The organism is Kitasatospora griseola (genome assembly GCF_044999035.1).
Lineage (GTDB): Bacteria > Actinomycetota > Actinomycetes > Streptomycetales > Streptomycetaceae > Kitasatospora > Kitasatospora griseola.
Genome location: NZ_CP173360.1, coordinates 4760456 through 4785661 on the forward strand (window position 1 = coordinate 4760456; position 25206 = coordinate 4785661).

Genomic DNA, 25206 nt, shown 5'->3' on the forward strand with positions numbered 1-25206 from the left:
GGCGGACGCGAAACCAGGGGCGAGAGAGCCGACGGGCGCGAGCTGACGGGCGCGAGAACAGGGGCGCGTGGGGGGTACCTCCCGGCCCGTCAGGACGGCGTCGCCGACGGGCTCGGGCTCTCCGTGGGGGTCGGGGACGAAGACGACGGCGACGACGGCGACGGGGAGCCGCCGGGTGTCGGCACCCCGCGGTGGTCGGTGCCGCCCTCCAGGGTGACCACGGCGGTGGACGGGGCCAGTGCCAGGTGCGCCGTCCAGCGCGACTGCGGGGCGCGGGACTCGTCCACCGTGACGATGACGGTGATCCGCTGGCCGGGCGCGAGGGTGCCGGAGTCCCGGCTGAGGCGCAGCCAGTCGACGTCCAGGACGGCGTGCCAGGTCAGCGGGCGGTCGCCGGAGTTGGTCAGGGTGAGGACGGTGCGGCTGCCGTATTCGCCGGCCTCGACGGTCAGCTGCTCCCGGGCGGCGGTCGGCGGGGCGGGCTCGGCGGTCGGGGGCGGGCCGGACGACCGGGTCGGGCCGGGCGAGGGGGCCGCCATCACCGGGCCGTGCGTCGTCGGCAAAGACGTTTCTGCGGCGATCGCGCCCGCCAGCTGCAGGGAGCTCACCGCGGGCGGCAGCGCCACGGCCGGCGGCTGCGGGTCCTGCTGGTCCGTCGGCGCGTCGACCCGCACCGAGGACACCGCCGCGGTGCGTCCGTCCGGCCCGCCGCCCTGGTGCGCGCTCCACAGCGCCACCACCGGCGCGGCCAGCACCGCCGCCAGCACACCCGTGGTCACCACCCGCTGGCGCACGGCGGAGCCGCGGACCGGCACCACCACCCGGTGCCGGGGGAAGCCCCGCCGGTCGAACTGCGGCTCACCGCCGGCCAGGCCCCGCGCGGCCCGCCGGCCGGCCGCCGCGCCGGACAGGAACGCGGTGCCGGACAGGAACGCGGTGCCGCCCCCCGGCGGCGGAATCGGGCGCAGCCGGGTCGGGGCCGTCAGCAGCGGCAGGCCGGGCAGCCCGGCCAGGCCCTGCCCGAGCTGCCCGGCCACTCGTTCGGCCGTGCCCCGGCAGGTCGGGCACTCCACCAGGTGGTCGACCAGTTCCCGGCGGAGCGCCGCGCCGAGCACCCAGCCCCGCCAGGACTCCGCGCCTGTCCCGCCGAGCTGCGCCAGCTGCGGGCAGGAGCCCACACCGAGCACCAGGAGCGCCGTCCTGGTCCGGCCGACCTCGGCGCCCGCGGCGTCCAGCAGTGCGGCGGCGGCCTCGCCGGTCAGGCCGAGCACCGCCGCGACCTCGGCGGCGTCCAGCCGGTGACGGACCGCCAGCTCCAGCGCCTCGCGCTGCTCCGGGTCGGTGCCGGCCGCCTCCGGCCAGGCCAGCGAGGCGAGCTCGTGGGCGGTGCCGGGCGCGAGCGACGCGGCGGGGCCTGTGCCGTTCAGCCTGGCCAGGCAGCGGTGCCGGGCCAGCGCGTACAGCCAGGCGCGCAGCAGCGCGGGTTCGGTGAGCCGGTCGCCGTGGCGGCGGGCCAGGTCGCGGACCTCCAGCACGGCGGTGGTGGCGGCGTCGTGGTCGCAGAGCACGGACAGGCAGTAGGTGAACAGCCCGTCGACGCTGGCGCCGTACGCCCGCAGGGCCGGGGAGGGGGCGACGGGGTGGAGCTGGCCGGTGGTCACGTCATCGACGGTAGGCAGCTCAAACCCTCCGCCCGGTGGGTTTGCGCCGCTTGTCCTTCTTTCGGGTAACACCACCGCTTCCTTGTTCGCCTGGTTGACGCCAAGCATTGACGCCGCCCGTTGACGCCCGTCGACGCCCCGGTCGCCGCCCGCCCGCCGCCGTCCGCCGAGGACTGTCGGTGCGAGGCGCTACCGTGGCGCACATGGCTGCCCGTACCAAGACCACCTCCAAGCCGCGCCCGGCGTACCGCTGCACCGAGTGCGGCCACCAGCTGCCCAAGTGGGTCGGCCGCTGCCCCGAGTGCAACGCGTGGGGGACGGTCGAGGAGTACGGCGCGGTACCGATCCGCACCACGGCGGCCGGGCCGGTCTCCGCGCCGGCCAAGCCGATCGCGCAGGTCGACGGCCAGGTGGCCACCGCCCGTTCCACCGGCGTGCCGGAGCTGGACCGGGTGCTCGGCGGCGGCCTGGTGCCGGGCGCGGTGGTGCTGCTGGCGGGCGAGCCGGGCGTCGGCAAGTCCACCCTGCTGCTGGACGTCGCGGCGAAGGCCGCCACCGACCGGCACCGCACGCTGTACGTCACCGGTGAGGAGTCCGCCGGGCAGGTCCGGCTGCGCGCCGACCGGATCAACGCGCTCTCCGAGCACCTGTACCTGGCCGCCGAGCAGGATCTCGGCGCGGTGCTCGGCCACATCGAGGCGGTCAACCCGGGCCTGCTGATCCTCGACTCGGTGCAGACCATCGCGTCCGCCGAACTCGACGGCGCGCCCGGCGGCCCCGCGCAGGTCCGCGAGGTGGCGGGCGCGCTGATCCGGGCGTCCAAGGAGCGCGGCATGGCGACGCTGCTGGTCGGCCACGTCACCAAGGACGGCCAGATCGCCGGTCCCCGCCTGCTGGAGCACCTGGTCGACGTGGTGCTGTCCTTCGAGGGCGACCGGCACGCCCGGCTGCGGCTGATCCGCGGTGTGAAGAACCGCTACGGCGCGACCGACGAGGTCGGCTGCTTCGAGCTGCACGACGAGGGCATCGTGGGCCTCGCCGACCCGTCCGGCCTGTTCCTGACGCGCCGTGACAAGCCGGTGGCCGGCACCTGTCTGACCGTCACCCTGGAGGGCAAGCGCCCGCTGGTGGCGGAGGTGCAGGCGCTGATGGTCGATTCGCAGATCCCCTCGCCGCGGCGCACCACCTCGGGCCTGGAGTCGCCGCGGATCGCGATGATCCTGGCGGTGGTGGAGCGGCACGGCGGCGTGAAGCTCGGCAAGCAGGACATCTACACCGCCACGGTCGGCGGCGTGAAGCTCACCGAGCCGTCCGCGGACCTGGCGATCGCCCTCGCGGTGGCGTCCTCCTCGACCGACGCGCCGCTGCCGAACAACCTGGTGGCGATCGGCGAGGTCGGACTCGCGGGCGAGGTGCGCCGGGTGACGGGTGTGCAGCGGCGGCTCGCCGAGGCGCACCGGCTCGGATTCACCCACGCCCTGGTGCCGCCGGACCCGGGCAAGGTGCCGCCGGGCATGAAGGTGGTGGAGGTGTCCGACATCGGCGAGGCGCTGCGGGCGATCCCCGGCCGCCGCGCCCGTTCGAAGCCCCGTCAGGACGCCGCGCCGCAGGGCGTTCCGGCCGGGCGGGCCCCCGCGCGGGAGCGCGCCGCCGCCCCGGTGCCGGCGTACCCGGACGAGTTGATGGCGGGCTGGGAGCCGCTCGACTCGGACGAACTGGCCTGACCCACGTCCTGCTGCTGCCGCACGCAGTTAGACTGCACCTGCTAATTGCCATCAAGTGCAGTAATAACAGACAGACCGTCGGGCGCCGCGCCACACGGTCCGGGTCGGCCCAAGGAGTCACGTGGCAGCCATCGACCGGGCGGACAAGTCCACCCGCGAGGAGGCCCTGCTGCGGGCTTCCCTCAGTGCGGTCGCGCCGGGCACGGCGCTGCGGGACGGGTTGGAGCGGGTGCTCCGGGCCAACACCGGCGGTCTGATCGTCCTCGGCTTCGACAAGAGCGTGGACGCGCTGTGCACCGGCGGTTTCGTGCTGGACGTCGAGTTCACCGCCACCCGGCTGCGCGAGCTGTGCAAGCTGGACGGCGCGGTGATCCTCGACAAGGACATCACCAAGATCCTGCGGGCCGGCGTGCACCTGATGCCGGACGCCAACATCCCCACCGACGAGACCGGCACCCGCCACCGCACCGCCGAGCGGGTCAACCGGCAGACCGGCTTCCCGGTGGTCGCGGTCTCGCACTCGATGCGGCTGATCGCCATGTACGTGAACGGCACCCGCCGGGTGCTGGAGGACTCCACCACCGTGCTGTCCCGCGCCAACCAGGCGCTGGCCACCCTGGAGCGCTACAAGCTGCGCCTCGACGAGGTGGCCGGCACGCTGTCGGCGCTGGAGATCGAGGACCTGGTCACCGTCCGGGACGTCTCCGCCGTGGTGCAGCGCCTGGAGATGGTCCGGCTGATCGCCGGCGAGATCGCCGGGTACGTGCTGGAACTCGGCACCGACGGCCGCCTGCTGTCGCTCCAGCTGGACGAGCTGATCGCCGGCGTCGAGCCGGAACGCGAACTCGTGGTCCGCGACTACTTCCCGGACCGGGCCGCCAAGAAGGGCCGCACCGTCGCCGAGGTGCTGGACGACCTGGAGGCGCTGACCCACGCCGAGCTGCTGGACCTGCAGACCGTCGCCAAGGCGCTCGGCTACACCGGCGCCCCCGAGTCGCTGGACTCCGCGGTCTCCCCGCGCGGCTACCGGCTGCTGGCCAAGGTGCCGCGGCTGCCGAACACCGTCATCGAGCGGCTGGTCGACCACTTCGGGGGCCTGCAGAAGCTGCTGGCCGCGTCCATCGACGACCTCCAGACCGTGGAGGGCGTCGGCGAGACCCGGGCCCGCTCGGTGCGCGAGGGCCTGTCCCGGCTCGCCGAGTCCTCCATCCTGGAACGCTACGTCTGAGGGTCCGTCAGTCGTCGGCGGGCAGCACGGCGTACATCAGCGCGAACAGGGTCACCTCGACGGCGTCCGGCGCGGCGGAGTCGTCCTCCGCGAACATCTCGTCCAGTACCTCGTCCAGCCGGGAGCGCAGCTTGCGCAGCCGCTCCGGGGTGAGCCGCACCGAGGTGTGTGCGAACTTGTTGGGGCGCGGGTTGCCCTGGGACGCCGGGGTCAGGTCGATCCGGCCGGCCAGGAAGTTGCGCCGGAAGTCGGCCCGCACCAGGTCCATCGTCGCCAGCATGGTGTCCAGCGCGGCCGGCGGCTGCTCGCCCTCCGCGAGGACCTGCGGGGACAGCCGCAGTGACTGCTGGGCGGAGCGGTAGCGGCTCTCCACGATCCCGGAGACCAGCCGGGTCTCCGCGACGTACACCAGCCCGGTCTGCTCCAGCTGCTTGATGTGCCGGTACAGCTTGGTCGGCGCCTCGTCGAGCTCGGTCGCGATCTCCTTCACCGACAGCGGCTGCGGATCCCGCTTCATCAGCGCACTGAGCACGGCCAGGCGCAGCGGGTCGGCGAGCGCCTTCAGCGTCGCGACGTCGGTGACCTCGCGTTCCTTCATCTGATCAACCACGTTCACATTCAGCCACAGCGTTCAGGACTTGTGCAATCATTCGCGCCCGTGCAACCATTCACGCCAACGTGAATGGTTGCCGATGTGTGAACGGGGTGGAGTGATGACGGTGGCCGAGAACCCGACGACGGTGGCGCCCGGGACGGTGCCGCTGCGCCGCAACCGAAGGTTCCAGACGCTGTGGGCGGGATCCGCGGCCGCGATGCTCGGCACCTGCGTCGCCGACACCGCGTACCCGCTGCTGCTGCTCGCCATGACCGGATCGCCCACCCTCGCCGGGGCGTTCGGCGCCGTCCAGTTCGGCGCGTCCGTGCTGTTCGGCCTGCACGGCGGCGCCGTCGCCGACCGGCACGACAGGCGGCGGGTGCTGATCGTCGCCGACACCGTCCGCCTGCTCACCGCGCTCAGCGTGGCCGTCGCCCTGCTCGCCCACCGCCTCACCGTCCCGCACACCCTGCTGGCCGCCGCCGCCATCGGCGCCACCATGGCCTACGGCGGCCCCGCCCGGATGCTCGCGCTGCGCGCCGTCGTCCCGCCCGAGCAGCTGCGCCAGGCGCTGTCCCAGGACGAACTCCGGGTCAACGGCGCGGCCCTGGCCGGGCCCCCGCTGGCCGGCCTGCTGCTCGGCCTCGGCCGGGCCGTCCCGTTCCTCGCCACGGTGCTGGCCTCCGCGGCCGCGCTCGGCGCGTCGATCGCCGTCCGCTTCGACAGCGGGACGACGGACGACGCGGCGGACGGTGCGGCGGACGGCGGCAAGGAGAAGGGCGCGGTCTTCGCCGGGCTGCGGTACCTGCTCACCGACCCCACGCTGCGCGCCACCGTGCTGGTCACCGTCGCGCTCAACCTGGCCGGCTCAGCGATGCTGCTGGCCGTCATGGTGCTGCTGCGCGACCACGGCATCTCCGAGGCCGGCACCGGCCTCGCCCTCACCGGCGAAGCCGTCGGTGGCCTGCTCGGCGCCCCCCTCGTCACCCGCCTGCACCGCACCCTCGCCCCCGGCACCCTGCTGCTCGCCGTCGCCTGGAGCGCCGCGCTGCTGTTCCTCGTCCCCGCCTTCGCGGTCGGCCCCGTGGTGGTGTTCGCAGCCCTCGCCGCGATGTCCCTCGGCGTGCCCGCGCTGCGCGTCATGCTCGACGTGCTGGTCTTCCAGCAGGTCCCGGAGGCGATGCGCGGCCGCGCCGTCGCCGCCACCATGACGCTGCTGATGACCGGCCTGCCCGTCGGCACCATGACGGCCGGCCTGCTGCTCGACCACCTCCCCGCCACCACCGTCCTGCCCCTGCTCGCCGCGCTGTTCGCCGCCGGGCTGCTCCCGCTCACCCTCGGCCGCTCGCTGCGCGGCACGAGCTGGCCGAAGGCGTGAGCCGCGGGGGCCGGGACGGTGTCCGAGGGTTTCAGCGCTCGCGGTTTCGGTGCCCGCGGTTTCGGTGCCCGGTGCTTCTTCAGTACCCGATGGTGAAGCGGCGCTGCACGTGGCGGGGCAGTTCGGCCTCGTCGACCAGGGCGACGGCGGCGTCCTCGGCGGAGATCCGGCTGAGCCCGTCGGCGTCCAGTACGGGCTGGTCGCCGCCGAGGCGGAAGCGGCCGGTGCGCTCGCCGGGGCCGATCTGCTCGGCGGGGCTGAAGTAGGTCCACAGCCGGTTGGAGGTGCGCAGCACGTCGAGCGCCTCCCGGTGGCCGCGGACGGCGGCGGCGTACTCGCGCGGCAGGCCGAGTTCGTCGAGGGCGGCGTGGAGGAGCTCGTCGTGGTCGGCGCGCACCACGCCCGGTGCGAGCTCCAGGCTGCCGGCGCCGCCGATCACGATCAGCCGGAGCCGCGGGCGCCCGTCCAGCGCGGTGAGCAGCGAGCGGGCGGCCTGCGCGTAGACGCCCGCGTCGGCGATCGAACGCCGGACGGTGTCGTGGAAGTCGAGCGAGGCGTTGCCGGGCTGGAAGCCGCTGATCAGGACGTCCAGCCCGGGCGGCAGCGCGGCGGCGACGCTCGCCGGGTCCAGGACGTCGATGCTCGCCCAGTCGAGGTTCTCCCGCCGGTCGGTGATCGCGGACGCGTCCCGGCTGAACGCCGTGACCCGGTGGTCGCGGCCGAGGGCTTCGGTGACGATCCGGCTGCCGATGGTGCCGGTGGCTCCGATGACGCCGATGTGCATGGTTCTCCCCTGGTCTCATGCCTGCGGACAGCCGGATGCTGCACGCCGTGCAGTGACTATACGGCGTGAAGTTTTCGCACGGCAATCAGGACCGTGACGCTGTAGATTCGACCCGTGGCAGCCACCCCCAGCACCGGACGGCGCGAACGACTGCGCGCCGAGACCACCGCCGAGATCAAGCGCACCGCCCTGGACCTGATGCGCTCCGGCGGCCCCGACGCGATCACCCTGCGGGCCATCGCCCGCGAGATGGGCATGACCGCGAACGCCATCTACGGCTACTTCGCGACCCGCGACGACCTGGTCACCGCCCTGATCGCCGACGTCTGCACGGCACTGGCCGACGCCGTGGACTCTGCCTGGGCCGCCGGCGCCGCCGAACCCCCGGCGGCCCGGATCCGGGCCTGGGCGGACGCGTTCCGGGCCTGGGCGCTGGCCAACCCCGAAGGCTTCCGGCTGATCTACGGCGACCCCGTTCCCGGCTACCGGGCCCCCGAGGGCGGTGCCGCACCCGACGCGGCCCGCCGGGTCTGCGTCGGCATCGCCGCCCTCGCCGACGCCGCCTGGGCGCACGCCGAACCCGCGCACGGCGGCGCGGACCTCGACTGGGACGACTTCGACGCCGGCCTGCTCGACAAGGTCCGCCCGGCGTTCCCCGCCCTGCCCCCGGCCGGAGTGGCCCTGGCCCTGCGGATCTGGGGCCACCTGCACGGCCTGGTCGCCCTGGAGGTCTACGGCCACCTGGGCGCGCAGACGGTCTCGCCCGACAAGCTGTTCCGGGTCGAACTCGCCCAGCTGATCAGGTCACTGGGCCTGGCCTGAGGACTGTCTTCCGACCCGCGCCGCAGCCCTGCGGCGTCCGGTGCGTGCTCTCGGCGTGCCGGGTGGAAGGCCTCGTACTTGGGGGGTACTCGGCTGCGGTGGGAGCGCGTGCCTGGGGGCGCGTCGTGGGGCAGGCGGCGGTGTGAAGACAGGCCCTGGGACGTGTCCGGCCCGCCCCGGGCGTCAGCCCTCCAGGCGGATCGAGGTGCGGGCCGACAGCGGGCCGCCGGCCGGGCCGGTCAGGTCGGCCTGGACCAGGTAGTTGCCGGGCTGGGCCGGCGTGGGGTCGGCGGTGGCGCACTGCGGCTTGGAGCGGCTGCGGTCCCAGCCGAAGGTCTCGGTGACGCCGCTGTTGCCGGCGATCTGCGCCCAGGCGTCGACCCGCTCCGGGATGCAGTCGGCGGACGACCAGATCCGCTCGTTGGTGCTGGAGGTGATGGTCAGCGCCGAGTGCTCGTGCGACAGGTTGACCCGGCAGCCGGAGCCCGAGGAGTTGCGGACGGTCAGCGCGAGGCGCGGCTTGTCCTTGGCGGCGAAGGAGTTCTGCGCCGGGGCCAGCTCCAGCGACAGCTGCGAGGTGGCGCAGACCGGGAGGGCCATCACCTCGGGCGTGTTGACGGCCGGCGAGGGGCCGGGGGTGGCGGCGCGCCCGCCGCCGCCGTTCGAACCGGTGCCACCGCCGTTCGAACCGGTGCCACCGGTACCCGCACCGCCGCCGGTGCCCGAGCCGCCGCCGCTGCCGCCGGTCACGTTCAGGTCGCCGGCCGTGCCGCCGGAACCCGAGCCCGAGCCGCCGCCGGGGCGGCTGGTGATGGCGGAGCCGCTGGGGGAGGCGCCGGGCGTGATGGACTGCGCGGGCGCGGGCAGCGGATTGGTGGTGTCGGCCGCCTTCTTCTGCTTCCCGTCCCCGCCGGTGCCGAAGGCGAGCCAGCCGACCAGCAGCAGGGCGACGGCGAGGACGGCGAGGACCACGACGCGCCGCCGCCAGTAGATCGAGGCGGGCAGCGGTCCGACGGGCTGGCGCAGAGAAGGCACGGGCAAACTCTACGAGACCTTGTGCATCTGTTGACGCATCAACACCGCAGCAGGGGCACTTCTTTCACATGATCCGCCATTTGCTCCGTCAGAGGGACTCGACACGACGGTGCGCCGCCCTATAGTCGCCCTCATGGCCTCCCCGCACGACTCCGCTCCCGCGACCCTCGACCCCGCGCAGCTGATCGCCGAGGCGCGCCGGGCGTTCTTCACCATGTTCGGCTTCCTCTGCCTGATCTGGGCCGTGCAACTGGCGAACTGGGCGACGGACGAGCAGCTCGCCCTGCGGCACGGCATCGTCTCGCGCCAGGCGAGCAGCCTGCCGGACCTGCTGACTGCGCCGTTCCTGCACCTGAACTGGCAGCACCTGGAAGGCAATTCGGGCCCGCTGTTCGTGTTCGGCTTCCTCGCCGCCTACCGCGGCGTGCGCAAGTTCCTCGGCCTGACGGCGCTGCTGGTGGTGACCAGCGGCATGGCGGTCTGGCTGTTCGAGCGCGACAACGTGGTGACGGTCGGCGCCAGCGGCGTGATCTTCGGCTACTTCGGCTACGTGGTGCTGCGCGGCCTGTTCGACCGCAACCTGATCGACTCGCTGATCGGCCTGGTGATGGGCGCGTCCTTCGCGTACCTGCTGACCACGGCGATCCCCGGCACCCCCGGAGTGTCCTGGCTGGGTCACCTCGGCGGCCTGGTCGGCGGCCTGGCCGGCGCCTGGATCTTCCGCACCCGCGGCCCGAAGCGGACGGCGACCGCCGCCGCGGACCCCGAGCCGTCCGCGGCCCCGGCCGTGCTCGGCAACGGTGGCGGGGCGTCGGCCGGCCCGCGCGCGGACCTGCTGAAGGAGCTCGACGACCTGGGGCTTTAAGCCCGCACGGCACCTCGTGGCAGGATCGGGGTGCCATGGTTGCCACTGCTTCGATTCCCGCCCCCGCCGCCGTCCAGGCGCTGCACACCACTGTCATCGGCTGGTACGAGGCCAACGCCCGCGATCTGCCCTGGCGGACCCCGGACGCCTCGCCCTGGGCGGTGATGGTCAGCGAGTTCATGCTCCAGCAGACGCCCGTGAAGCGGGTGCTGCCCGCCTACGCGGCCTGGCTGGAGCGCTGGCCCACCCCCGCCGCCCTGGCCGCGGACGCCCCCGGCGAGGCGGTGCGGATGTGGGGCCGGCTCGGCTACCCGCGCCGCGCGCTGCGGCTGCACGCGGCGGCCACCGCGATCACCGAGCAGCACGACGGCGTCGTCCCGGACGACCACGCGGCGCTGCTGGCGCTGCCCGGGGTCGGCGAGTACACGGCGGCCGCGGTCGCCTCGTTCGCGTTCCGGCAGCGTCACGCGGTGCTGGACACCAACGTGCGCCGGGTGTTCGCCCGCGCCGTCACCGGCGTCGAGTACCCGGCGAACGCCACCACCGCGGCCGAGCGCCGCACCGCGCACGAGCTGCTGCCGGCCGGCGACGAGCGGGCCGCGACCTGGGCGGTCGCCGTGATGGAGCTGGGCGCCCTGGTGTGCACCGCGCGCGGCCCCGAGTGCGGCGCCTGCCCGCTGTTCGCCGAGTGCGCCTGGCAGCGGGCCGGCTGCCCGCCGTACCAGGGCCCGGCCCGGCGCGGCCAGACCTACGAGGGCACCGACCGGCAGGTCCGCGGCAAGCTGCTGGCGGTGCTGCGGGACGCCCACGGCCTGGTCACCCAGGGCCGGCTGGACGTGGTGTGGCCGGACGCGATCCAGCGCGCCCGGGCCCTGGACGGCCTGGTCGCCGACGGCCTGGTGGAACCCGTCGGACCGGGCACCTACCGGCTGCCCCAGTAACGCGCAGCGGCCCGGGACCGTCCGGTCCCGGGCCGCACGTCATGCGGGGGCGATCGTCAGATCGCGCCTTCCAGCGCGGCCTCGGCCTTGGCCTCGGCGGCGTCCGCGCCACCGCGCAGCTTGACCTCGCGCAGGAACAGCGAGGCGACGACGGCGACCAGGCTGATCACCGCGCCCCACAGGAAGACGGTGTGCATGCCGTTGGAGATGCCGTGCTGGTAGGCGTTCAGCACGTCGGGCGGCAGCTTGCTCAGGGTGGCCGGGTTCATCGCCGACATGCCCTCGCCGCCGCCACCGCTCTGCTGCATGTGCTGCAGGACCTCCGGCGGGAGCTTCTCGACGCTCTTGTTGACCTGGTTGATGTACAGGGTGCCGAACAGGGCCACGCCGAAGGAGCCGCCGATGGTGCGGAACAGGGTGGCGGAGGACGAGGCGACGCCCATGTCCTTCATCTCCACGCTGTTCTGCGCGACCAGCATGGTGACCTGCATCAGGAAGCCCATGCCGGCGCCGAGCACCACCATGTAGCAGGACGAGGCGAAGCTGGAGGTGTCCACGGACAGGGTGGACAGCAGCAGCGAGCCGCCGCCCATCACCACGGTGCCGATGATCGGGTAGATCCGGTACTTGCCGGTCTTGGTGATGGCCTGGCCGACCACCAGCGAGATCACCAGCATGCCGAACATCATCGGCATCAGCAGCAGGCCGGAGTTGGTCGCCGAGGCGCCCTGGACGATCTGCTGGTAGGTGGGCAGGAAGGTGACCGCGCCGAACATCGCGAAACCGACGATGAAGCCGATGATCGAGACCATGGTGAAGTTCCGGTTGCGGAACAGCCCCAGCGGGATGATCGGCTCGGCGACCCGCTGCTCGACGTAGCAGAAGCCGATCACCGAGGCGACGGACAGCGCGCCCAGGCCGAGGATCTGCTTGGAGCCCCAGGCGTACTCGTGGCCGCCCCAGGTGGTGATCAGGACCATCGAGACGATGCCGATGGTGAGCAGCGCCGCACCGAGGTAGTCGATCTTGGCGTTGGAGCGGATCTTGGGCAGCTTCAGCACCACGACGATGAAGGCCAGCGCGATCGCGCCCAGCGGCAGGTTGACGTAGAACGTCCAGCGCCAGTTCAGGTGGTCGGTGATGAAGCCGCCGATCAGCGGGCCGCCGATGGTGGCCAGCGCCATGACGGCGGCGAACATGCCCTGGTACTTGCCGCGGTCGCGGGGCAGCACCAGCGCGCCCATGATCGACATCACGCCGACCATCAGACCGCCGGCGCCCAGGCCCTGGACGGCGCGGAAGGCGATCAGCTGGTCCATCGACTGCGACATGCCGGACAGCGCCGAGCCGAGCAGGAAGATCGCGATCGAGACCAGGAACGAGCCCTTGCGGCCGTAGAGGTCGCCGACCTTGCCCCAGATCGGGGTGGAGGCGGCGGTGGCCAGGGTGTAGGCCGTGACCACCCAGGACATGTGCTCGGCGCCGTTCAGCTCGCCGACGATGGTGGGCATCGCGGTGCCGACGATCAGGTTGTCGAGCATGGCGAGCAGCATGGTGATCACCAGGCCGATCATCACCAGGCGCACCTCGCGGTGCGGCCGCTGCTCGAATCCGCCGTCGTCGGCCTTGCCGAGCTCGACCGGCGGCTCCTCCGGAGCCGCCTCGGACTGCTGGGTTGTCATGGTGCGTCTCTCCCGGGGCGCAGTGCCGCGGTGCTGCCCGCGACGGTACTTACTTGACGACCGGCTAGTTAATTGCCGTTCGGCACGGTAAGTTGTTACCTAGCCGGTCGTCAAGCCAGTTTCGAAGCAGCCCCTCTGGGCAGGGAGAATGCGAACAGAACCGGGCCTTGACACCCGTCCGCACCGCTTCAACGAGGCAGGCCGCCAGCGATGACCACTCCCCAGAGCCCCCGTAGCGACACCCGAGCGCGGATCATCGACGTGGCACTGGAGTTGTTCGCCGAGCACGGCTACGAGAAGACCTCGCTGCGCGAGATCGCCGACCGCCTCGGCGTCACCAAGGCCGCCCTGTACTACCACTTCAAGACCAAGGACGACATCGTCCGCGGCATCGTCGAGAAGATGGCCGCCCCGCTGGACGACGCCATCGCGTTCGGCGAGGGCAAGGACTGGTCGCCCGAACTGCGCGACGAACTGCTCCGCCGGTTCGCCGCCGGCATGGGCGAGCGGGCGCCGCTGCTGCGCTTCTTCCACGAGAACCAGCCCGCGCTGCGGGAGTCCGCGGCCGGGCTGGCGTTCAAGGAGCGGATGATCAAGATGATCACCCTGCTGCACGGGCCGGAGCCGAGCTTCCGCGACAAGCTGCGCGCCACCGTCGCGCTGACCTCCATGCACTCGGCGATGTTCCTGCTCAAGGCCGACCTGTGCGAGCCCGGCCGGGAACCGGTCGCCTGCGCGACGGGCGTCAGCCTGGACGAGGCGATGGAGGCGGCCCTGGAGGTCGCCCTGGAGGTCGCCGCACACATCGAGCCGCCCGCGCACTGACGCGGACGGCTCGGGGGTCCCCTGCGAGGGGGACAGGGCGGCGGATCAGAAGTTGTTCGCGCCGTGGCCCTTCAGGTAGCCGATCGGGTCGATCACCTTCGCGTACTGGTTGGCGGTGCGGATCTCGAAGTGCAGGTGCGGGCCGGTCGAGTTGCCGGTGTTGCCGGACTTGCCGATCCGGTCGCCCGCGTTCACGTGCTGGCCGGCCTTCACCTCCAGCTGCGACAGGTGCGCGTACTGGGCGTACCGGCCGTCGGACAGCTTCAGCACGACCTGGTTGCCGTAGGCGCCGGCCCAGCCGGACGACACCACGGTCGAGTTGCCGACCGCCATCAGCGGGGTGCCCACGGAGACCGCGAAGTCGGTGCCGGTGTGGTAGCCGGCCGCGTACGACGGGTTGGTCTTGTGGTACGGGTTGCTGATCTGCGCACCCGGGGCGGGGGAGGACCAGTCCGGGTTGACCGGCGCGGGGGCCGGGGCGGGCTCCGGCGCGGGCGCGGGGGCCGGCTCGGGCGCGGGGGCGGGCTGCTCGGCGGGCTGCTCGGCCGGGGCGGCCGGCTGCTCGTTCTGCTGCGGCTGCGCCTGGTGCTCGTCGGCGGCGTGCTCGTCGGCCGGGTGCTGGTCCGCGGCGTGCTGGTCCACCGGGTTCGTCAGCTGCTCCAGGTTGGCGGCGACCACGGCCAGCGGGCTGGTGGTGTCGGCCTGGTGCGTCTCGGGCTCGGACAGCTGGAGCTCGCCCGGCTGGACGTCCGCGGAGGCGAACGGGGAGTCGCCCAGGGCGGCCGGCTGGGCCTGTGCGGCGACGGCGTGCCCGCCGGGGATCAGCATGGCGCCGAAGGCGACCACGGCGGCGCCGGTGGCGAGTGCCTTGGCGGGGGTCCGGCGGGCCGGGGCCGCGACGGCGGAGTCGGAGCCGGTGACGGTGTAGACGTGGCGGGTGCTGATCGCCTGGAGAATCCGGCGGCCGGTGGCGGGGAAAGAACGCATCGGAGTCGGTACCTCACGGACGGGGCCAGAGCGGGGCCGAGCCGGGGGGCTCGCCGAACTGGGGGAACGACTCCGGTGTAAACGACCTCCCGGGGTGGGCCCAAAGGTGTGACGTACGACGACGGGTAGTGGGTGAAGCTCACGGAACAACGGTCCGGAGCATCGGACAGACCGGTACATCGAGGCGTAAACCTCCTACTTCCGGTCGTAGGTCGCCGGAGGCCTGTGACCATCGTCACCGGGAAGCGGCCGGTTTGAGTCCGAACCGGCCCGGGTAGAACCGGCCTCCGAACCAGCTGCACCGTCCGATCCACCCAGCCGTCGGAGATGATCAGCTGATGAACGACATTCCGGTGCAGGACCGCCGCTTCACCGCCCGCCGCCAGGCCGAGCGCCTGCTGTCCGGCGGCCGCCCGCAGACCGTCCGCGAATCGCTCGCCGAACTCGCCGCGCTGGCCGACGGCCCCTACCCGCTGGACGAGCCCACCGACCGGTACGGCGACGGCATCGTGCGCACCCTGGAACGCCGCACCGCCGACCTGCTCGGCAAGCCCGACGCCGCCTGGTTCCCCACCGGCACGATGGCCCAGCAGGCCGCCCTCAAGACCTGGGCCGACACCCACGGCCCGGTGGTCGCGATGCACCCGCTCGCCCACCCCGAGGTCCACGAACGCCGCGCCCACCAGGTGCTCAGCGGCCTGCGGTCGGTCCCCCAGGCCACCGGCCCGCAGCAGCCCACCGCCGCGCAGCTGGCCGCCCTGGACGAGCCGTTCGACGTGCTGATGCTGGAGCTCCCGCTGCGCGACGCCGGCTTCCTGCTGCCCAGCTGGGAGGAGCTGTCCGCGCTGTACGACTTCGCCGCCGACCGCGGCCTGCCGGTCCACCTGGACGGCGCGCGGCTGTGGGAGTCCGCCCCGCACCTGGGCCGGAGCCTGCCGGAGATCTGCGCCCGCGCCGGGTCGGTGTACGTCTCCTGCTACAAGTCGCTGGGCGGCCACAGCGGCGCGCTGGTCGCCGGCGAGGAGGAGTTCGTCCACCGGATCAAGGTCTGGCGGCACCGCTACGGCGGCCGGATCTGGCAGCAGTGGCCCGCCGTGCTGTCCGCGCTGGCCGGCCTGGACCGCGAACTGCCCCGGCTGCCCGACTACGTGGCGCACGCCAAGGTGGTCGCCGCCGCGCTCGCCGGGACCCCGGGCGCCCGGATCAACCCGGAGCCGCCGCACACCCACCAGTTCCAGCTCTGGCTGCCGCACCCGGCCGAGCAGCTGATCGAGGCCGGCCACCGGCAGGCCGAGGAGCAGGGCGTGTCGCTGTTCGGCGGCTGGTGGGAGCCCGGCCCGCAGCCCGGCGCGGCGATGACCGAGGTGACGGTGGCCGCCGACGCACTGGAGTGGAGCGCCGAGGACGTCACCGGGGCGATGACGGCCTTCCTCGCCCTGCTCTGAGCGACCGCGGCGGGAAACGGAGCAGGGCCCCGACGGTTCGAAAACCGTCGGGGCCCTACCGTTCAGCCGTGCTCAGGCAAGCGTCACTTGGCGTGCTTGACCTGGATCAGGGCCTCGAGCTGGTTGTTCGACTGCCACAGCACCTCGATCTGGGTACCGGTGTTCGGCACCTGGACGCTGCTGTAGGGGTTCGACTTGTCCCAGTAGGTGTTCTTGCGGTCGTTGAAGACCGTCACGCCACGCTCGCTGGGGATCTTGGTGAGCGCGTCGGCCTTGTGCAGCTGCAGGCCGGTGGTGCGGTCGAAGCGGAAGGTGGAGTCGTACGCCTGGAAGCGCGGACGCATCAGGGAGCCGTCGTTCCACTTCAGCGGGGTCGGGTGGGCGTCGATCGGGAGGATCAGGCCCTGGCCCGGGTGGTTGGCCACGTTGTTGTCCGACTGCGAGGAGTCCCACAGCCAGATCAGGACGCCGTTCTGGTTGGCGTAGTGCTCGACCCAGTCCGGGCGGGCGGCGGAACCGAAGTTGTACGGGCCGGTCTTCAGCGTGGTGTCGAAGGACACGTACTGACGGTTCTCGACCAGGTAGTGCTGGTCGTAGTCCTTGTTGAACTTGCCGGAGATCCGGGAGAAGCCCGACGCGGTCCAGCCGTTGTCGCCGTTCTCCGCACCGTCGGTGAAGACGGTCGCACCGTTCGCGGTCACCGCGATCTCGTCCAGGGCGAGGCCCTTCAGGTGGACGCCCGGGTCGGTGGTGTTGTGGAAGCGGATCTGGATCGCCTTGCCGGCGTACGCGTCCAGCGGGAACGACAGGTCGCCCCAGCCGTTCGAGTTACCGGTGATGGAGTTCTCCGGCAGCGCGGTGCCGTTGAAGGTGCCGGCCAGCGAGGACCAGTTCTTGCCACCGTCGGTGGAGACCTCGGCGAACGCGAAGTCGTAGTCCTGCTCCAGGTCGAACCAGCCCTTGGCGGTGAGCGTGGCCGAGGTCTTCCCGGTGAGGTCGACGCCACGGGTCAGCGTGACGTTCAGGTTGTCGGCGCTGCCGCTCCACCACTCGTTGCCACCCGCGAACGGGGTGTTGATCTCGGTGGTGACGGTCTTCGCCGGCAGGTCGACGACCAGACCCTGCTTGCGCTTGTTGTTGTACTCGGCCGGGCCGAGCAGGGTGGTGGTGGTCCGACCCGCCTTGGCGGTGTCGTAGTCCAGCCAGCCCAGCTTCAGCTTCGACCAGATGTCCAGGTCGTTCGGCATGTCGCCGATCTCGTTGCGGCCCTCGCCCAGCCAGGAGCCCGAGGACATCAGGGACCAGAAGCCGACCGAGTTGTCGATGCCGGTGCCCGAGGTGTCGTACAGGTCCGGCAGGCCCAGGTCGTGGCCGTACTCGTGGGCGAACACGCCCAGGCCGCCGTTCTCCGGCTGCATGGTGTAGTCGCCGACCCACAGGCCGGTGGCGCCGATCGGGGTGCCGCCGAGCTTGTTGTTCTCCGGGCCGGTCTTGCCGGCCTGGTTGGCGTACACGTACGAGCGGTGCGCCCACAGGGCGTCGGTGCCCTGGACGCCGCCGCCGGCCGACTGGTCCTCACCGGCGTGGACGATCTGGAAGTGGTCCAGGTAGCCGTCCGGCTCGTTGAAGTTGCCGTTGCCGTTGAAGTCGTAACGGTCCCACTGGTCGTACTGCGCCAGGTTGGCCTTGATGTCCGCGTCGGTGCGGCCCTTGGCCTTCTGGTCGGCGACCCAGGCGTTGATGCCGTCGCGGATCAGGTCCTGCGCGTTGGCGCAGACGTGCTGGCCGCAGTAGTCCGAGCCGTAGCGGGCCTCGTTCCACGGAACGCGGACCCAGTCGGTGACCAGGCCGTCGACCGAGTAGCGGCCCGAGGACTGCTTCTCGTAGTAGGTCTTCAGCGACGGCTTGTTCGGCGCGAAGTACAGGTCCTGGTAGTGGGCCTGGTTGTAGTCCGCCTGCCAGGCAGTGGAGTTGTCCTTGGTGCGGTCCGGGGCGGCGATCTGGTTGCGCGCGGGGCCGGGAGTGCCGCCGTACTTCACCTTGCCGTCGGGGGTCTTGGTGGTGCTGTCCACCTGGTCGCCGAAGTCGACCAGGATGGTGAAGATCCGGTCGGTGCGCTCGCGCGACAGCTCGACGTACTTGTCACGGCCGAGCTTGACCGAGGAGCCGTTGCCGTGCTTCTCGACCTGGGCGGTGCCGTTGACCAGCTGCTCTATCGCAGCCTTCTGCTCGGCCTCGACCTTGTCGGCCAGCGGGCTCTGCAGTTCGCGCGGCACGCTGTCGTTCTGAATGGCGTCGGCCGGGTCCGTCACGGCCGGGGTCGCCGGTGCGGCGGTGGCGATGCCGGGCAGCATGCCGACGCCAAGCGCGGCGCTGACCGCGATGGCGGCGGAGGCCGCGGCGACCTTCTTGGTCATCTTCAACGTGGGACGTCCTCCCCTTACCGGTGCGGCGGTGGCCGAGCCGGTGAACCAATGCAAGACAGGTGGACGACATTTGACCCAAGGTCGGGTAAAAAAGAAAGACCTTGACCCTGGCATGGCCACGCCGCTATGCTCCGCCAACTCAAATGATCTGACGATCCGTCAATCTACCTACGGTGCAAGGCATGGCGGGGTCGGTCGCACTCGCACCGCGCCGGAGCCCACCCGTTCGGCCGTCCGCCCCTTGGGATTCACAGCGCACGGAAACCTAAACAGTTTTTCAACTGAAAACTCGAACGCCGAAAAGCCGCCGCCCCCGACCTGATCAGGTCGGGGGCGGCGGCTTGGAACGCGCTTTGTGGCGCTATTACTTCGTCAGATCCGGACCGGTCGCCGTGACCGCTGCCGGGGTGTCCGCCACCGGGGACTTCTCCTCGCCGCGGAAGGTGAACTTGGCGGCCTTGCCCTCGCCCTCCACGCCGACGACCACGATGTGGCCGGCCCGCAGCTCACCGAACAGGATCTTCTCGGACAGGTGGTCCTCGATCTCCCGCTGGATCGTGCGGCGCAGCGGACGGGCGCCCAGGATCGGGTCGTAGCCGCGCTTCGCCAGCAGGCTCTTGGCCTCCGCGCTGAGCTCGATGCCCATGTCGCGGTCCTTCATCCGCTGGTCCACCTTCGCGATCATCAGGTCGACGATCTCGATGATGTTCGCCTCCGACAGCTGGTGGAACACCACGATGTCGTCGACACGGTTCAGGAACTCGGGGCGGAAGTGCTGCTTGAGCTCCTCGCCGACCTTCGCCTTCATCCGCTCGTAGCCGGTCTGGACGTCACCCGTGGCCGCGAAGCCCAGGTTGAAGCCCTTGGAGATGTCCCGGGTGCCGAGGTTGGTGGTCATGATGATGACCGTGTTCTTGAAGTCCACGACCCGGCCCTGGGAGTCGGTCAGGCGACCGTCCTCCAGGATCTGCAGCAGCGAGTTGAAGATGTCCGGGTGGGCCTTCTCGACCTCGTCGAACAGCACCACCGAGAACGGCTTGCGGCGCACCTTCTCGGTGAGCTGGCCGCCCTCCTCGTAACCCACGTATCCGGGCGGGGAGCCGAACAGCCGCGACACGGTGTGCTTCTCCGAGAACTCGGACATGTCGAGCGCGATCAGCGCGTCCTCGTCCCCGAACAGGAACTCCGCCAGGGTCTTGGACAGCTCGGTCTTACCGACACCCGAGGGGCCGGCGAAGATGAACGAACCACCGGGGCGCTTCGGGTCCTTCAGACCGGCGCGGGTACGGCGGATCGCCTGGGAGAGCGCCTTGATGGCGTCCTCCTGGCCGATGACCCGCTTGTGGAGTTCGTCCTCCATGCGCAGCAGACGCGAGGACTCCTCCTCGGTCAGCTTGAAGACCGGGATGCCGGTGGCGGTGGCCAGGACCTCGGCGATGAGCTCCTCGTCCACCTCGGCCACGACGTCCATGTCGCCGGCCTTCCACTCCTTCTCCCGCTTGGCCTTCGCCTGGAGCAGCTGCTTCTCGTTGTCGCGCAGCGACGCGGCCTTCTCGAAGTCCTGCGCGTCGATCGCGGACTCCTTCTCCCGACGCACCTCGGCGATCTTCTCGTCGAACTCGCGCAGGTCCGGCGGCGCGGTCATCCGGCGGATGCGCATCCGGGAACCGGCCTCGTCGATCAGGTCGATCGCCTTGTCCGGCAGGAAGCGGTCCGAGATGTACCGGTCGGCCAGGGTGGCGGCGGCGACCAGGGCGGCGTCGGTGATCGAGACGCGGTGGTGCGCCTCGTACCGGTCGCGCAGGCCCTTGAGGATCTCGATGGTGTGCGGGAGCGACGGCTCGGCGACCTGGATCGGCTGGAAGCGGCGCTCCAGCGCGGCGTCCTTCTCCAGGTGCTTGCGGTACTCGTCCAGCGTGGTGGCGCCGATGGTCTGCAGCTCACCGCGGGCCAGCATCGGCTTCAGGATCGAGGCGGCGTCGATCGCGCCCTCGGCGGCGCCCGCGCCGACCAGGGTGTGCAGCTCGTCGATGAACAGGATGATGTCGCCGCGGGTGCGGATCTCCTTGAGGACCTTCTTCAGGCGCTCCTCGAAGTCACCGCGGTAGCGCGAACCGGCGACCAGGGCGCCGAGGTCCAGCGTGTAGAGCTGCTTGTCCTTCAGCGTCTCCGGGACCTCGCCCTTGACGATCGCCTGGGCCAGGCCCTCGACGACCGCGGTCTTGCCGACGCCGGGCTCGCCGATCAGCACCGGGTTGTTCTTGGTGCGGCGGGACAGCACCTGCATGACCCGCTCGATCTCCTTCTCGCGCCCGATCACCGGGTCGAGCTTGGCCTCGCGGGCGGCCTGCGTCAGGTTGCGGCCGAACTGGTCGAGCACCAGGGAGGTGGACGGGGTGCCCTCGGCGGGGCCGCCGGCCGTGGCCGACTCCTTGCCGCCGCTGGTCTGGTAGCCGGACAGCAGCTGGATGACCTGCTGGCGCACCCGGTTCAGGTCGGCCCCGAGCTTCACCAGGACCTGGGCGGCGACGCCCTCGCCCTCGCGGATCAGGCCGAGCAGGATGTGCTCGGTGCCGATGTAGTTGTGGCCGAGCTGAAGGGCCTCGCGGAGCGACAGCTCCAGCACCTTCTTCGCCCGGGGGGTGAAGGGGATGTGACCGGACGGGGCCTGCTGGCCCTGGCCGATGATCTCCTCGACCTGCTGGCGGACCGCCTCGAGCGAGATGCCGAGGCTCTCCAGCGCCTTGGCGGCGACACCCTCGCCCTCGTGGATCAGGCCCAGGAGGATGTGCTCGGTGCCGATGTAGTTGTGGTTGAGCATCCGGGCTTCTTCCTGTGCCAGGACGACAACCCGCCGCGCGCGGTCGGTGAACCTCTCGAACATCGTTAATCGCTCCTCAGAGCGGTCGGTCAGTTCGGGGGCCGTCCCCGCCCTGTCCTTCCGCATGCTAGTCCCGCTCAGCGGCGCGGCTACGGAACTCCCACCGGAGCGGGAGAAACATGCTGCGCGACCAGCCGACACCTTTCCCAACCTGATGCTGGGAGACGGTGTTCCCAGCGGCGGGCCCGATGCACCGGATACCGCTACGCCAACGGCGAACACGAACCGGTGGAACCGGTGGACCGGCCCCGCGCAGTGCTGCGGCCGGGCTCCTACGACCCCGTCCACCTGCATTCATACCCGGTTGCGCGGCGGGTTTCGCGCGGTTTCCGGTGGGCGCTTGTTCGCCTGGCGAGAAGTCGGCCGGCCGGGCACCCGGAGTGACGGGCCGTCAAGTCGGCCGCGCGTGACGTACCGCCGCGTGGTGGACGGTCGTGGCAGCGTCGCTCACTCCAGCGTTGCACAGGTCGTGACCACTTCGCCGCCGGCCGCCGCCTGCCCGGGGAGGGCGTCGGCCGGCCGGCGCGGGGCGGGTCGCCGACCGGCTGCGGGCCGGTGCCGGGCGGCCCCTGTGGGACCTGCTCCCGCCCGACCCGCTCTGCCTGCTGGACGCCCTCACGGGGCGCCTGTGCGCGGGCGCGTCCGGGCCTGCCGCCCGCCCGCCCGCGGTAGTCCGCGAGGGCTCAGGAGGCGTGCGCCTTCTCGTACGCCTCGCGCACGTTGCTCGGGACGCGGCCGCGGTCGTTGACCGGGTGGCCGTTCTCCTTCGCCCAAATACGGATCTTGGCCGTGTCGGCCTGTCCGGCGGAAGAAGCGGAACGACCGGCGCCCCGGGTGCCGCCGCCGCGCCGCGGGGCGGTCAGTCGACCGCTCTGCTTGCGGCCCTTCTCGACGTACGGGGCCAGCAGACCGCGGAGCTTCTCCGCGTTGTCGCTCTTCAGGTCGATCTCATAGGCCACGCCGTCCAGGGCGAACGTCACCGTCTCGTCCGCGGAGCCGCCGTCGAGATCGTCTTCCAGAATGACCTGAACCCTCTGTGCCACGGGCTTCCCTTTCCGCGATAACGATCCATTGCCTAGTGAAAGGAAAGCGCCTTTTCCCGGAAAACACAAACCCCTGTGCCGCCCGTCGTGGCCGCAGCGGCGCATCAGAGGTGCAGTAGCATGCGCGAGTTGCCCAACGTGTTCGGCTTCACCCGCTCCAGGTCGAGGAACTCGGCGACGCCTTCGTCGTACGAGCGCAGAAGTTCTTCATAGACTTCTGTGGCCACGGCTGCCGGGTCTGCCGTACGATCGTCGTTTTCGCCGATCTCGACGAAGCCGTGTTTCGAGAAGAACGACACCTCGAACGTCAGGCAGAAAATCCGACGGACGCCAAGCCAGCGCGCCGTCTCCAGCAGCTTGTCCAGCAGCTGGTGGCCGATGCCGAGGCCTTTGCAGACCGGGTCGACCGCGAGGGTGCGCACCTCGGCCAGGTCCTCCCACATCACGTGCAGCGCGCCGCAGGCCACCACGCGGCTGTCCTCGTCGCGTTCGGCGACCCAGAACTCCTGGACGGATTCGAACAGGGTGACGGTCGGCTTGTCGAGCAGAATGCCGTCCCGCGAGTACGCGTCGATGAGTCGGCGAACGGCGCGCACGTCGGTGGTCCGCGCACGGCGGATGGTGACCTCCATGCCGTGGAACGTTATCGTGCCTCGGGCGCGCGGGTCTCCTCGGTATCGGCGCCGGCCACTCGCAGCGCGTCGCGCAGCCACTCGCGCTGTTCCGGCGACATCATCCCGAAGAAGTGCACCAGCGCCGCGGCCGGATTGTCACTCGTCGCCCAGGCGTCGTTCATCAGCGCGGCGGTGTAAGCCTCGCGTGAGGAGACCGGCTCATATCGGTATGCGCGCCCGGCGCGCTCCCGGCGCACCCAGCCCTTTCGATAGAGCTTGTCGAGCACCGTCATCACGGTCGTGTACGCGATTTCACGTTCTGAACGCAGATCCTGCAGAACCTCTCGAACAGTGACCGGGCGGTTCCACTGCCACACCCGGGTCATGATGTCGTTCTCGAGTTCTCCGAGTTGCCGCACCATAGTGCGGCCCAGGATAGGTCGGAATCGGACAAAGACCGGCAAATACTGAAAAGACCGGCGCGCCGCTCCCCGAAAGGGGGAACGACGCGCCGGTCTGCGGTCGGACTATTCGGCCGTGGAACGGGTCGCCATCGCCTCGGCGGCGGCGTCCTCCTTGGCCTTCTGGGCGCCGCCCTGGGTGCGGATGATGGCCCGCACCAGGAAGGCGAAACCGATCGCCATGACCAGGGGCGGCACGATCGCGCTGACGTACTCCATGGGGTTACTCCTCGGTGTCCTCGTCGGCCTCGGCGCCGGCTGCCTTCTCCGCTTCTTCGGTCTTCTCCGCCTTCTGGGGCTTGACCAGCGGGAACAGCACCGTCTCGCGGATGTTCTTGCCGGTCAGCAGCATGATCAGGCGGTCCACGCCGAGGCCGAGGCCGCCGGTGGGCGGCATCGCGTACTCCAGGGCGCGCAGGAAGTCCTCGTCCAGTTGCATCGCCTCGACGTCGCCGCCGGAGGCCAGCAGCGACTGCGCGGTCAGGCGGGCGCGCTGCTCGACCGGGTCGATCAGCTCGGAGTAGGCGGTGCCGATCTCGGTGCCGAAGATCACCAGGTCCCACTTCTCCGCGACGCCCTCGATCGAGCGGTGCCGGCGGGTCAGCGGGGACACCTCGGTCGGGTAGTCCTTGATGAAGGTCGGCTTGATCGCGTGGTGCTCCAGCAGGCGCTCGACCATCTCCAGGACGATCTGGCCGTGGCCCCACTCCTTCTCGTACGGGATGCCGGCCTCGTCGGCGAGCTTGCGCAGCTCGTCCACCGAGGTGGCCGGGGTGACCTCGGTGCCCAGGTGGGCGGAGATGCCCGGGTAGACCGAGACCTCCTGCCAGGGCTCGGCGAGGTCGATCTCGTGCTCGGCGCCGTCCGGGCCGAGGCCCCTGACCACGGTGGTGCCCAGCGCGTCCCGCGCGGCGTTCACGATGGTGGCCCGGATCAGCTCGGCCTGGGTGTCGTAGTCGCCGTAGGCCTCGTACGACTCCAGCGAGGTGAACTCCGGGTTGTGGGTGGAGTCCGCGCCCTCGTTGCGGAAGTTCCGGTTGATCTCGAAGACCTTCTCGGCGCCGCCGACCACCAGCCGCTTGAGGTACAGCTCGGGGGCGATGCGCAGGAAGAGGTCGATGTCGTACGCGTTGATGTGCGTGGTGAACGGACGGGCGTTGGCGCCGCCGTGCACCGGCTGCAGCATCGGGGTCTCGACCTCGAGGTAGCCGCGCTCCTCGTAGGTGCGGCGGATCGAGCGGACGACCTTGCTGCGCAGGTGCAGGATCTCGCGCGCCTCGGGGTTCACGATCAGGTCGACGTAGCGCTGGCGGACCCGGGCCTCCGGGTCGGTCAGGCCCTTGTGCTTGTCCGGCAGCGGACGCAGGCACTTGGCGGTGAGCTCCCAGCGGTCCACCATCACGCTCAGCTCGCCGCGGCGGGAGGTGATCACCTCGCCCTCGACACCGACCTGGTCGCCGAGGTCGATGTCGGCCTTCCAGGCGGCCAGCCGCTCCTCGCCCAGCTTGTCCAGGGACAGCATCACCTGGAGGTCGCCGGAGCCGTCGCGCAGCGTGGCGAAGCAGAGCTTGCCGCCGGTGCGGGCCAGGATCACCCGGCCGGTGATGCCCGCCCGCTCGCCGGTCGCGGTGTCCGGCGCCAGGTCGGGGTGCTTGTCCCGCAGCTCGGCGATGGTCGAGGTACGGGGGAAACCGACCGGGTACGGGTCGATGCCGGCGGCCCGCAGCCGGTCCAGCTTCTCGCGCCGGACGCGCATCTGCTCGGGAAGGTCGTCGGTCGCGGGGAGAGTGCTCTGATCGCTCACCCCAC

The 25206-nt window shown here is 71.4% G+C and carries 20 protein-coding genes and 1 pseudogene; 8 read left to right on the forward strand and 13 right to left on the reverse strand.

The window, feature by feature from the left end; all coding sequences use genetic code 11:
- Positions 1-89 precede the first annotated feature (89 nt).
- Positions 90-1661, reverse strand: coding sequence for a BACON domain-containing protein (locus ACI1MP_RS21645; protein ID WP_404869283.1), 1572 nt, complete (start codon positions 1659-1661; stop codon positions 90-92).
- Between the two features lie 203 nt (positions 1662-1864).
- Here ACI1MP_RS21645 and radA point away from each other — a divergent pair, with 203 nt between their 5' ends.
- Together radA and disA are read left to right on the forward strand one after the other, a co-directional pair.
- Complete coding sequence (gene radA, locus ACI1MP_RS21650; RefSeq protein WP_404869284.1) at positions 1865-3385, forward strand: DNA repair protein RadA; 1521 nt, start codon at positions 1865-1867, stop codon at positions 3383-3385.
- A gap of 121 nt (positions 3386-3506) precedes the next feature.
- The gene (gene disA, locus ACI1MP_RS21655; protein WP_043914862.1) at positions 3507-4613 is read left to right on the forward strand and encodes a DNA integrity scanning diadenylate cyclase DisA; all 1107 of its coding nucleotides are present in this window, start codon (positions 3507-3509) and stop codon (positions 4611-4613) included.
- A 7-nt stretch (positions 4614-4620) separates the two neighbouring features.
- Here the strand turns inward: disA and ACI1MP_RS21660 are convergent, their stop codons facing one another.
- The gene (locus ACI1MP_RS21660) at positions 4621-5223 is read right to left on the reverse strand and encodes a helix-turn-helix domain-containing protein (RefSeq protein WP_157815705.1); all 603 of its coding nucleotides are present in this window, start codon (positions 5221-5223) and stop codon (positions 4621-4623) included.
- Positions 5224-5326: 103 nt separating this feature from the next.
- On the opposite strand from ACI1MP_RS21660, the gene ACI1MP_RS21665 reads away from it, so the two are divergent.
- On the forward strand, positions 5327-6586 hold the full coding sequence (locus tag ACI1MP_RS21665; RefSeq protein ID WP_404869285.1) for an MFS transporter: 1260 nt from the start codon (positions 5327-5329) through the stop codon (positions 6584-6586).
- A 79-nt stretch (positions 6587-6665) separates the two neighbouring features.
- Here ACI1MP_RS21665 and ACI1MP_RS21670 read toward each other — a convergent pair whose 3' ends face one another.
- The gene (locus tag ACI1MP_RS21670; RefSeq protein WP_380335980.1) at positions 6666-7370 is read right to left on the reverse strand and encodes an NAD(P)-dependent oxidoreductase; all 705 of its coding nucleotides are present in this window, start codon (positions 7368-7370) and stop codon (positions 6666-6668) included.
- Positions 7371-7484: 114 nt separating this feature from the next.
- Between ACI1MP_RS21670 and ACI1MP_RS21675 the strand changes: the two genes are divergently transcribed.
- Entirely contained in the window at positions 7485-8192 is a 708-nt protein-coding gene (locus tag ACI1MP_RS21675; RefSeq protein WP_404869286.1) for a TetR/AcrR family transcriptional regulator, read from the forward strand.
- 183 nt (positions 8193-8375) lie between these two features.
- On the opposite strand, the gene ACI1MP_RS21680 is transcribed toward ACI1MP_RS21675, so the two are convergent.
- Positions 8376-9227, reverse strand: a complete 852-nt coding sequence (locus tag ACI1MP_RS21680; protein ID WP_404869287.1) for a hypothetical protein — start codon at positions 9225-9227, stop codon at positions 8376-8378.
- Between the two features lie 133 nt (positions 9228-9360).
- On the opposite strand from ACI1MP_RS21680, the gene ACI1MP_RS21685 reads away from it, so the two are divergent.
- Both ACI1MP_RS21685 and ACI1MP_RS21690 read left to right on the forward strand, forming a co-directional pair.
- On the forward strand, positions 9361-10092 hold the full coding sequence (locus ACI1MP_RS21685) for a rhomboid family intramembrane serine protease (protein ID WP_404869288.1): 732 nt from the start codon (positions 9361-9363) through the stop codon (positions 10090-10092).
- A gap of 35 nt (positions 10093-10127) precedes the next feature.
- Complete coding sequence (locus tag ACI1MP_RS21690; protein ID WP_380335992.1) at positions 10128-11033, forward strand: A/G-specific adenine glycosylase; 906 nt, start codon at positions 10128-10130, stop codon at positions 11031-11033.
- A gap of 56 nt (positions 11034-11089) precedes the next feature.
- Here ACI1MP_RS21690 and ACI1MP_RS21695 read toward each other — a convergent pair whose 3' ends face one another.
- The gene (locus tag ACI1MP_RS21695; protein ID WP_404869289.1) at positions 11090-12715 is read right to left on the reverse strand and encodes an MDR family MFS transporter; all 1626 of its coding nucleotides are present in this window, start codon (positions 12713-12715) and stop codon (positions 11090-11092) included.
- 210 nt (positions 12716-12925) lie between these two features.
- Between ACI1MP_RS21695 and ACI1MP_RS21700 the strand changes: the two genes are divergently transcribed.
- Positions 12926-13540: a TetR/AcrR family transcriptional regulator gene (locus ACI1MP_RS21700; protein WP_100588310.1), complete on the forward strand. Its 615-nt coding sequence runs from the start codon at positions 12926-12928 to the stop codon at positions 13538-13540.
- Between the two features lie 45 nt (positions 13541-13585).
- Here the strand turns inward: ACI1MP_RS21700 and ACI1MP_RS21705 are convergent, their stop codons facing one another.
- Positions 13586-14527 (reverse strand): M23 family metallopeptidase, encoded by a 942-nt coding sequence (locus tag ACI1MP_RS21705; protein ID WP_404869290.1) that lies wholly within the window; start codon positions 14525-14527, stop codon positions 13586-13588.
- A 338-nt stretch (positions 14528-14865) separates the two neighbouring features.
- On the opposite strand from ACI1MP_RS21705, the gene ACI1MP_RS21710 reads away from it, so the two are divergent.
- Positions 14866-15972 carry a threonine aldolase family protein gene (locus tag ACI1MP_RS21710; protein ID WP_404869291.1) on the forward strand — a complete coding sequence of 369 codons (1107 nt, stop codon included), beginning with the start codon at positions 14866-14868 and terminating at the stop codon, positions 15970-15972.
- 83 nt (positions 15973-16055) lie between these two features.
- Here the strand turns inward: ACI1MP_RS21710 and ACI1MP_RS21715 are convergent, their stop codons facing one another.
- The 7 genes and pseudogenes from ACI1MP_RS21715 to lysX all read right to left on the reverse strand — a co-directional run.
- Positions 16056-18389: an immune inhibitor A domain-containing protein gene (locus ACI1MP_RS21715; RefSeq protein WP_380336050.1), complete on the reverse strand. Its 2334-nt coding sequence runs from the start codon at positions 18387-18389 to the stop codon at positions 16056-16058.
- 373 nt (positions 18390-18762) lie between these two features.
- A complete protein-coding gene (locus tag ACI1MP_RS21720; RefSeq protein WP_043914849.1) occupies positions 18763-21282 on the reverse strand; it encodes an ATP-dependent Clp protease ATP-binding subunit in 2520 nt (839 codons plus the stop codon).
- Between the two features lie 680 nt (positions 21283-21962).
- Positions 21963-22322, reverse strand: a complete 360-nt coding sequence (locus ACI1MP_RS21725; RefSeq protein WP_100588313.1) for an Lsr2 family protein — start codon at positions 22320-22322, stop codon at positions 21963-21965.
- Between the two features lie 104 nt (positions 22323-22426).
- On the reverse strand, positions 22427-22954 hold the full coding sequence (locus ACI1MP_RS21730) for an amino-acid N-acetyltransferase (RefSeq protein WP_380336005.1): 528 nt from the start codon (positions 22952-22954) through the stop codon (positions 22427-22429).
- 11 nt (positions 22955-22965) lie between these two features.
- Positions 22966-23358 (reverse strand): BlaI/MecI/CopY family transcriptional regulator, encoded by a 393-nt coding sequence (locus tag ACI1MP_RS21735; RefSeq protein ID WP_100588343.1) that lies wholly within the window; start codon positions 23356-23358, stop codon positions 22966-22968.
- Between the two features lie 105 nt (positions 23359-23463).
- On the reverse strand, positions 23464-23616 hold the full coding sequence (locus ACI1MP_RS21740; RefSeq protein WP_198520590.1) for a hypothetical protein: 153 nt from the start codon (positions 23614-23616) through the stop codon (positions 23464-23466).
- A 79-nt stretch (positions 23617-23695) separates the two neighbouring features.
- A pseudogene (gene lysX, locus ACI1MP_RS21745) lies at positions 23696-25186 on the reverse strand (bifunctional lysylphosphatidylglycerol synthetase/lysine--tRNA ligase LysX); the annotation flags it as partial.
- Positions 25187-25206 lie beyond the last annotated feature (20 nt).

What these genes read in the sequence shown, in the direction of transcription:
- radA (WP_404869284.1), top strand. Translation starts at nt 1,865, where the DNA reads ATGGCTGCCCGTACCAAGACCACCTCCAAGCCGCGCCCGGCGTACCGC.
- ACI1MP_RS21665 (WP_404869285.1), top strand. Translation starts at nt 5,327, where the DNA reads ATGACGGTGGCCGAGAACCCGACGACGGTGGCGCCCGGGACGGTGCCG.
- ACI1MP_RS21670 (WP_380335980.1), bottom strand. Translation starts at nt 7,370, where the DNA reads ATGCACATCGGCGTCATCGGAGCCACCGGCACCATCGGCAGCCGGATC.
- ACI1MP_RS21685 (WP_404869288.1), top strand. Translation starts at nt 9,361, where the DNA reads ATGGCCTCCCCGCACGACTCCGCTCCCGCGACCCTCGACCCCGCGCAG.
- ACI1MP_RS21690 (WP_380335992.1), top strand. Translation starts at nt 10,128, where the DNA reads ATGGTTGCCACTGCTTCGATTCCCGCCCCCGCCGCCGTCCAGGCGCTG.
- ACI1MP_RS21695 (WP_404869289.1), bottom strand. Translation starts at nt 12,715, where the DNA reads ATGACAACCCAGCAGTCCGAGGCGGCTCCGGAGGAGCCGCCGGTCGAG.
- ACI1MP_RS21700 (WP_100588310.1), top strand. Translation starts at nt 12,926, where the DNA reads ATGACCACTCCCCAGAGCCCCCGTAGCGACACCCGAGCGCGGATCATC.
- ACI1MP_RS21705 (WP_404869290.1), bottom strand. Translation starts at nt 14,527, where the DNA reads ATGCGTTCTTTCCCCGCCACCGGCCGCCGGATTCTCCAGGCGATCAGC.
- ACI1MP_RS21710 (WP_404869291.1), top strand. Translation starts at nt 14,866, where the DNA reads ATGAACGACATTCCGGTGCAGGACCGCCGCTTCACCGCCCGCCGCCAG.
- ACI1MP_RS21715 (WP_380336050.1), bottom strand. Translation starts at nt 18,389, where the DNA reads ATGACCAAGAAGGTCGCCGCGGCCTCCGCCGCCATCGCGGTCAGCGCC.
- ACI1MP_RS21720 (WP_043914849.1), bottom strand. Translation starts at nt 21,282, where the DNA reads ATGTTCGAGAGGTTCACCGACCGCGCGCGGCGGGTTGTCGTCCTGGCA.
- ACI1MP_RS21730 (WP_380336005.1), bottom strand. Translation starts at nt 22,954, where the DNA reads ATGGAGGTCACCATCCGCCGTGCGCGGACCACCGACGTGCGCGCCGTT.
- ACI1MP_RS21735 (WP_100588343.1), bottom strand. Translation starts at nt 23,358, where the DNA reads ATGGTGCGGCAACTCGGAGAACTCGAGAACGACATCATGACCCGGGTG.
- ACI1MP_RS21740 (WP_198520590.1), bottom strand. Translation starts at nt 23,616, where the DNA reads ATGGAGTACGTCAGCGCGATCGTGCCGCCCCTGGTCATGGCGATCGGT.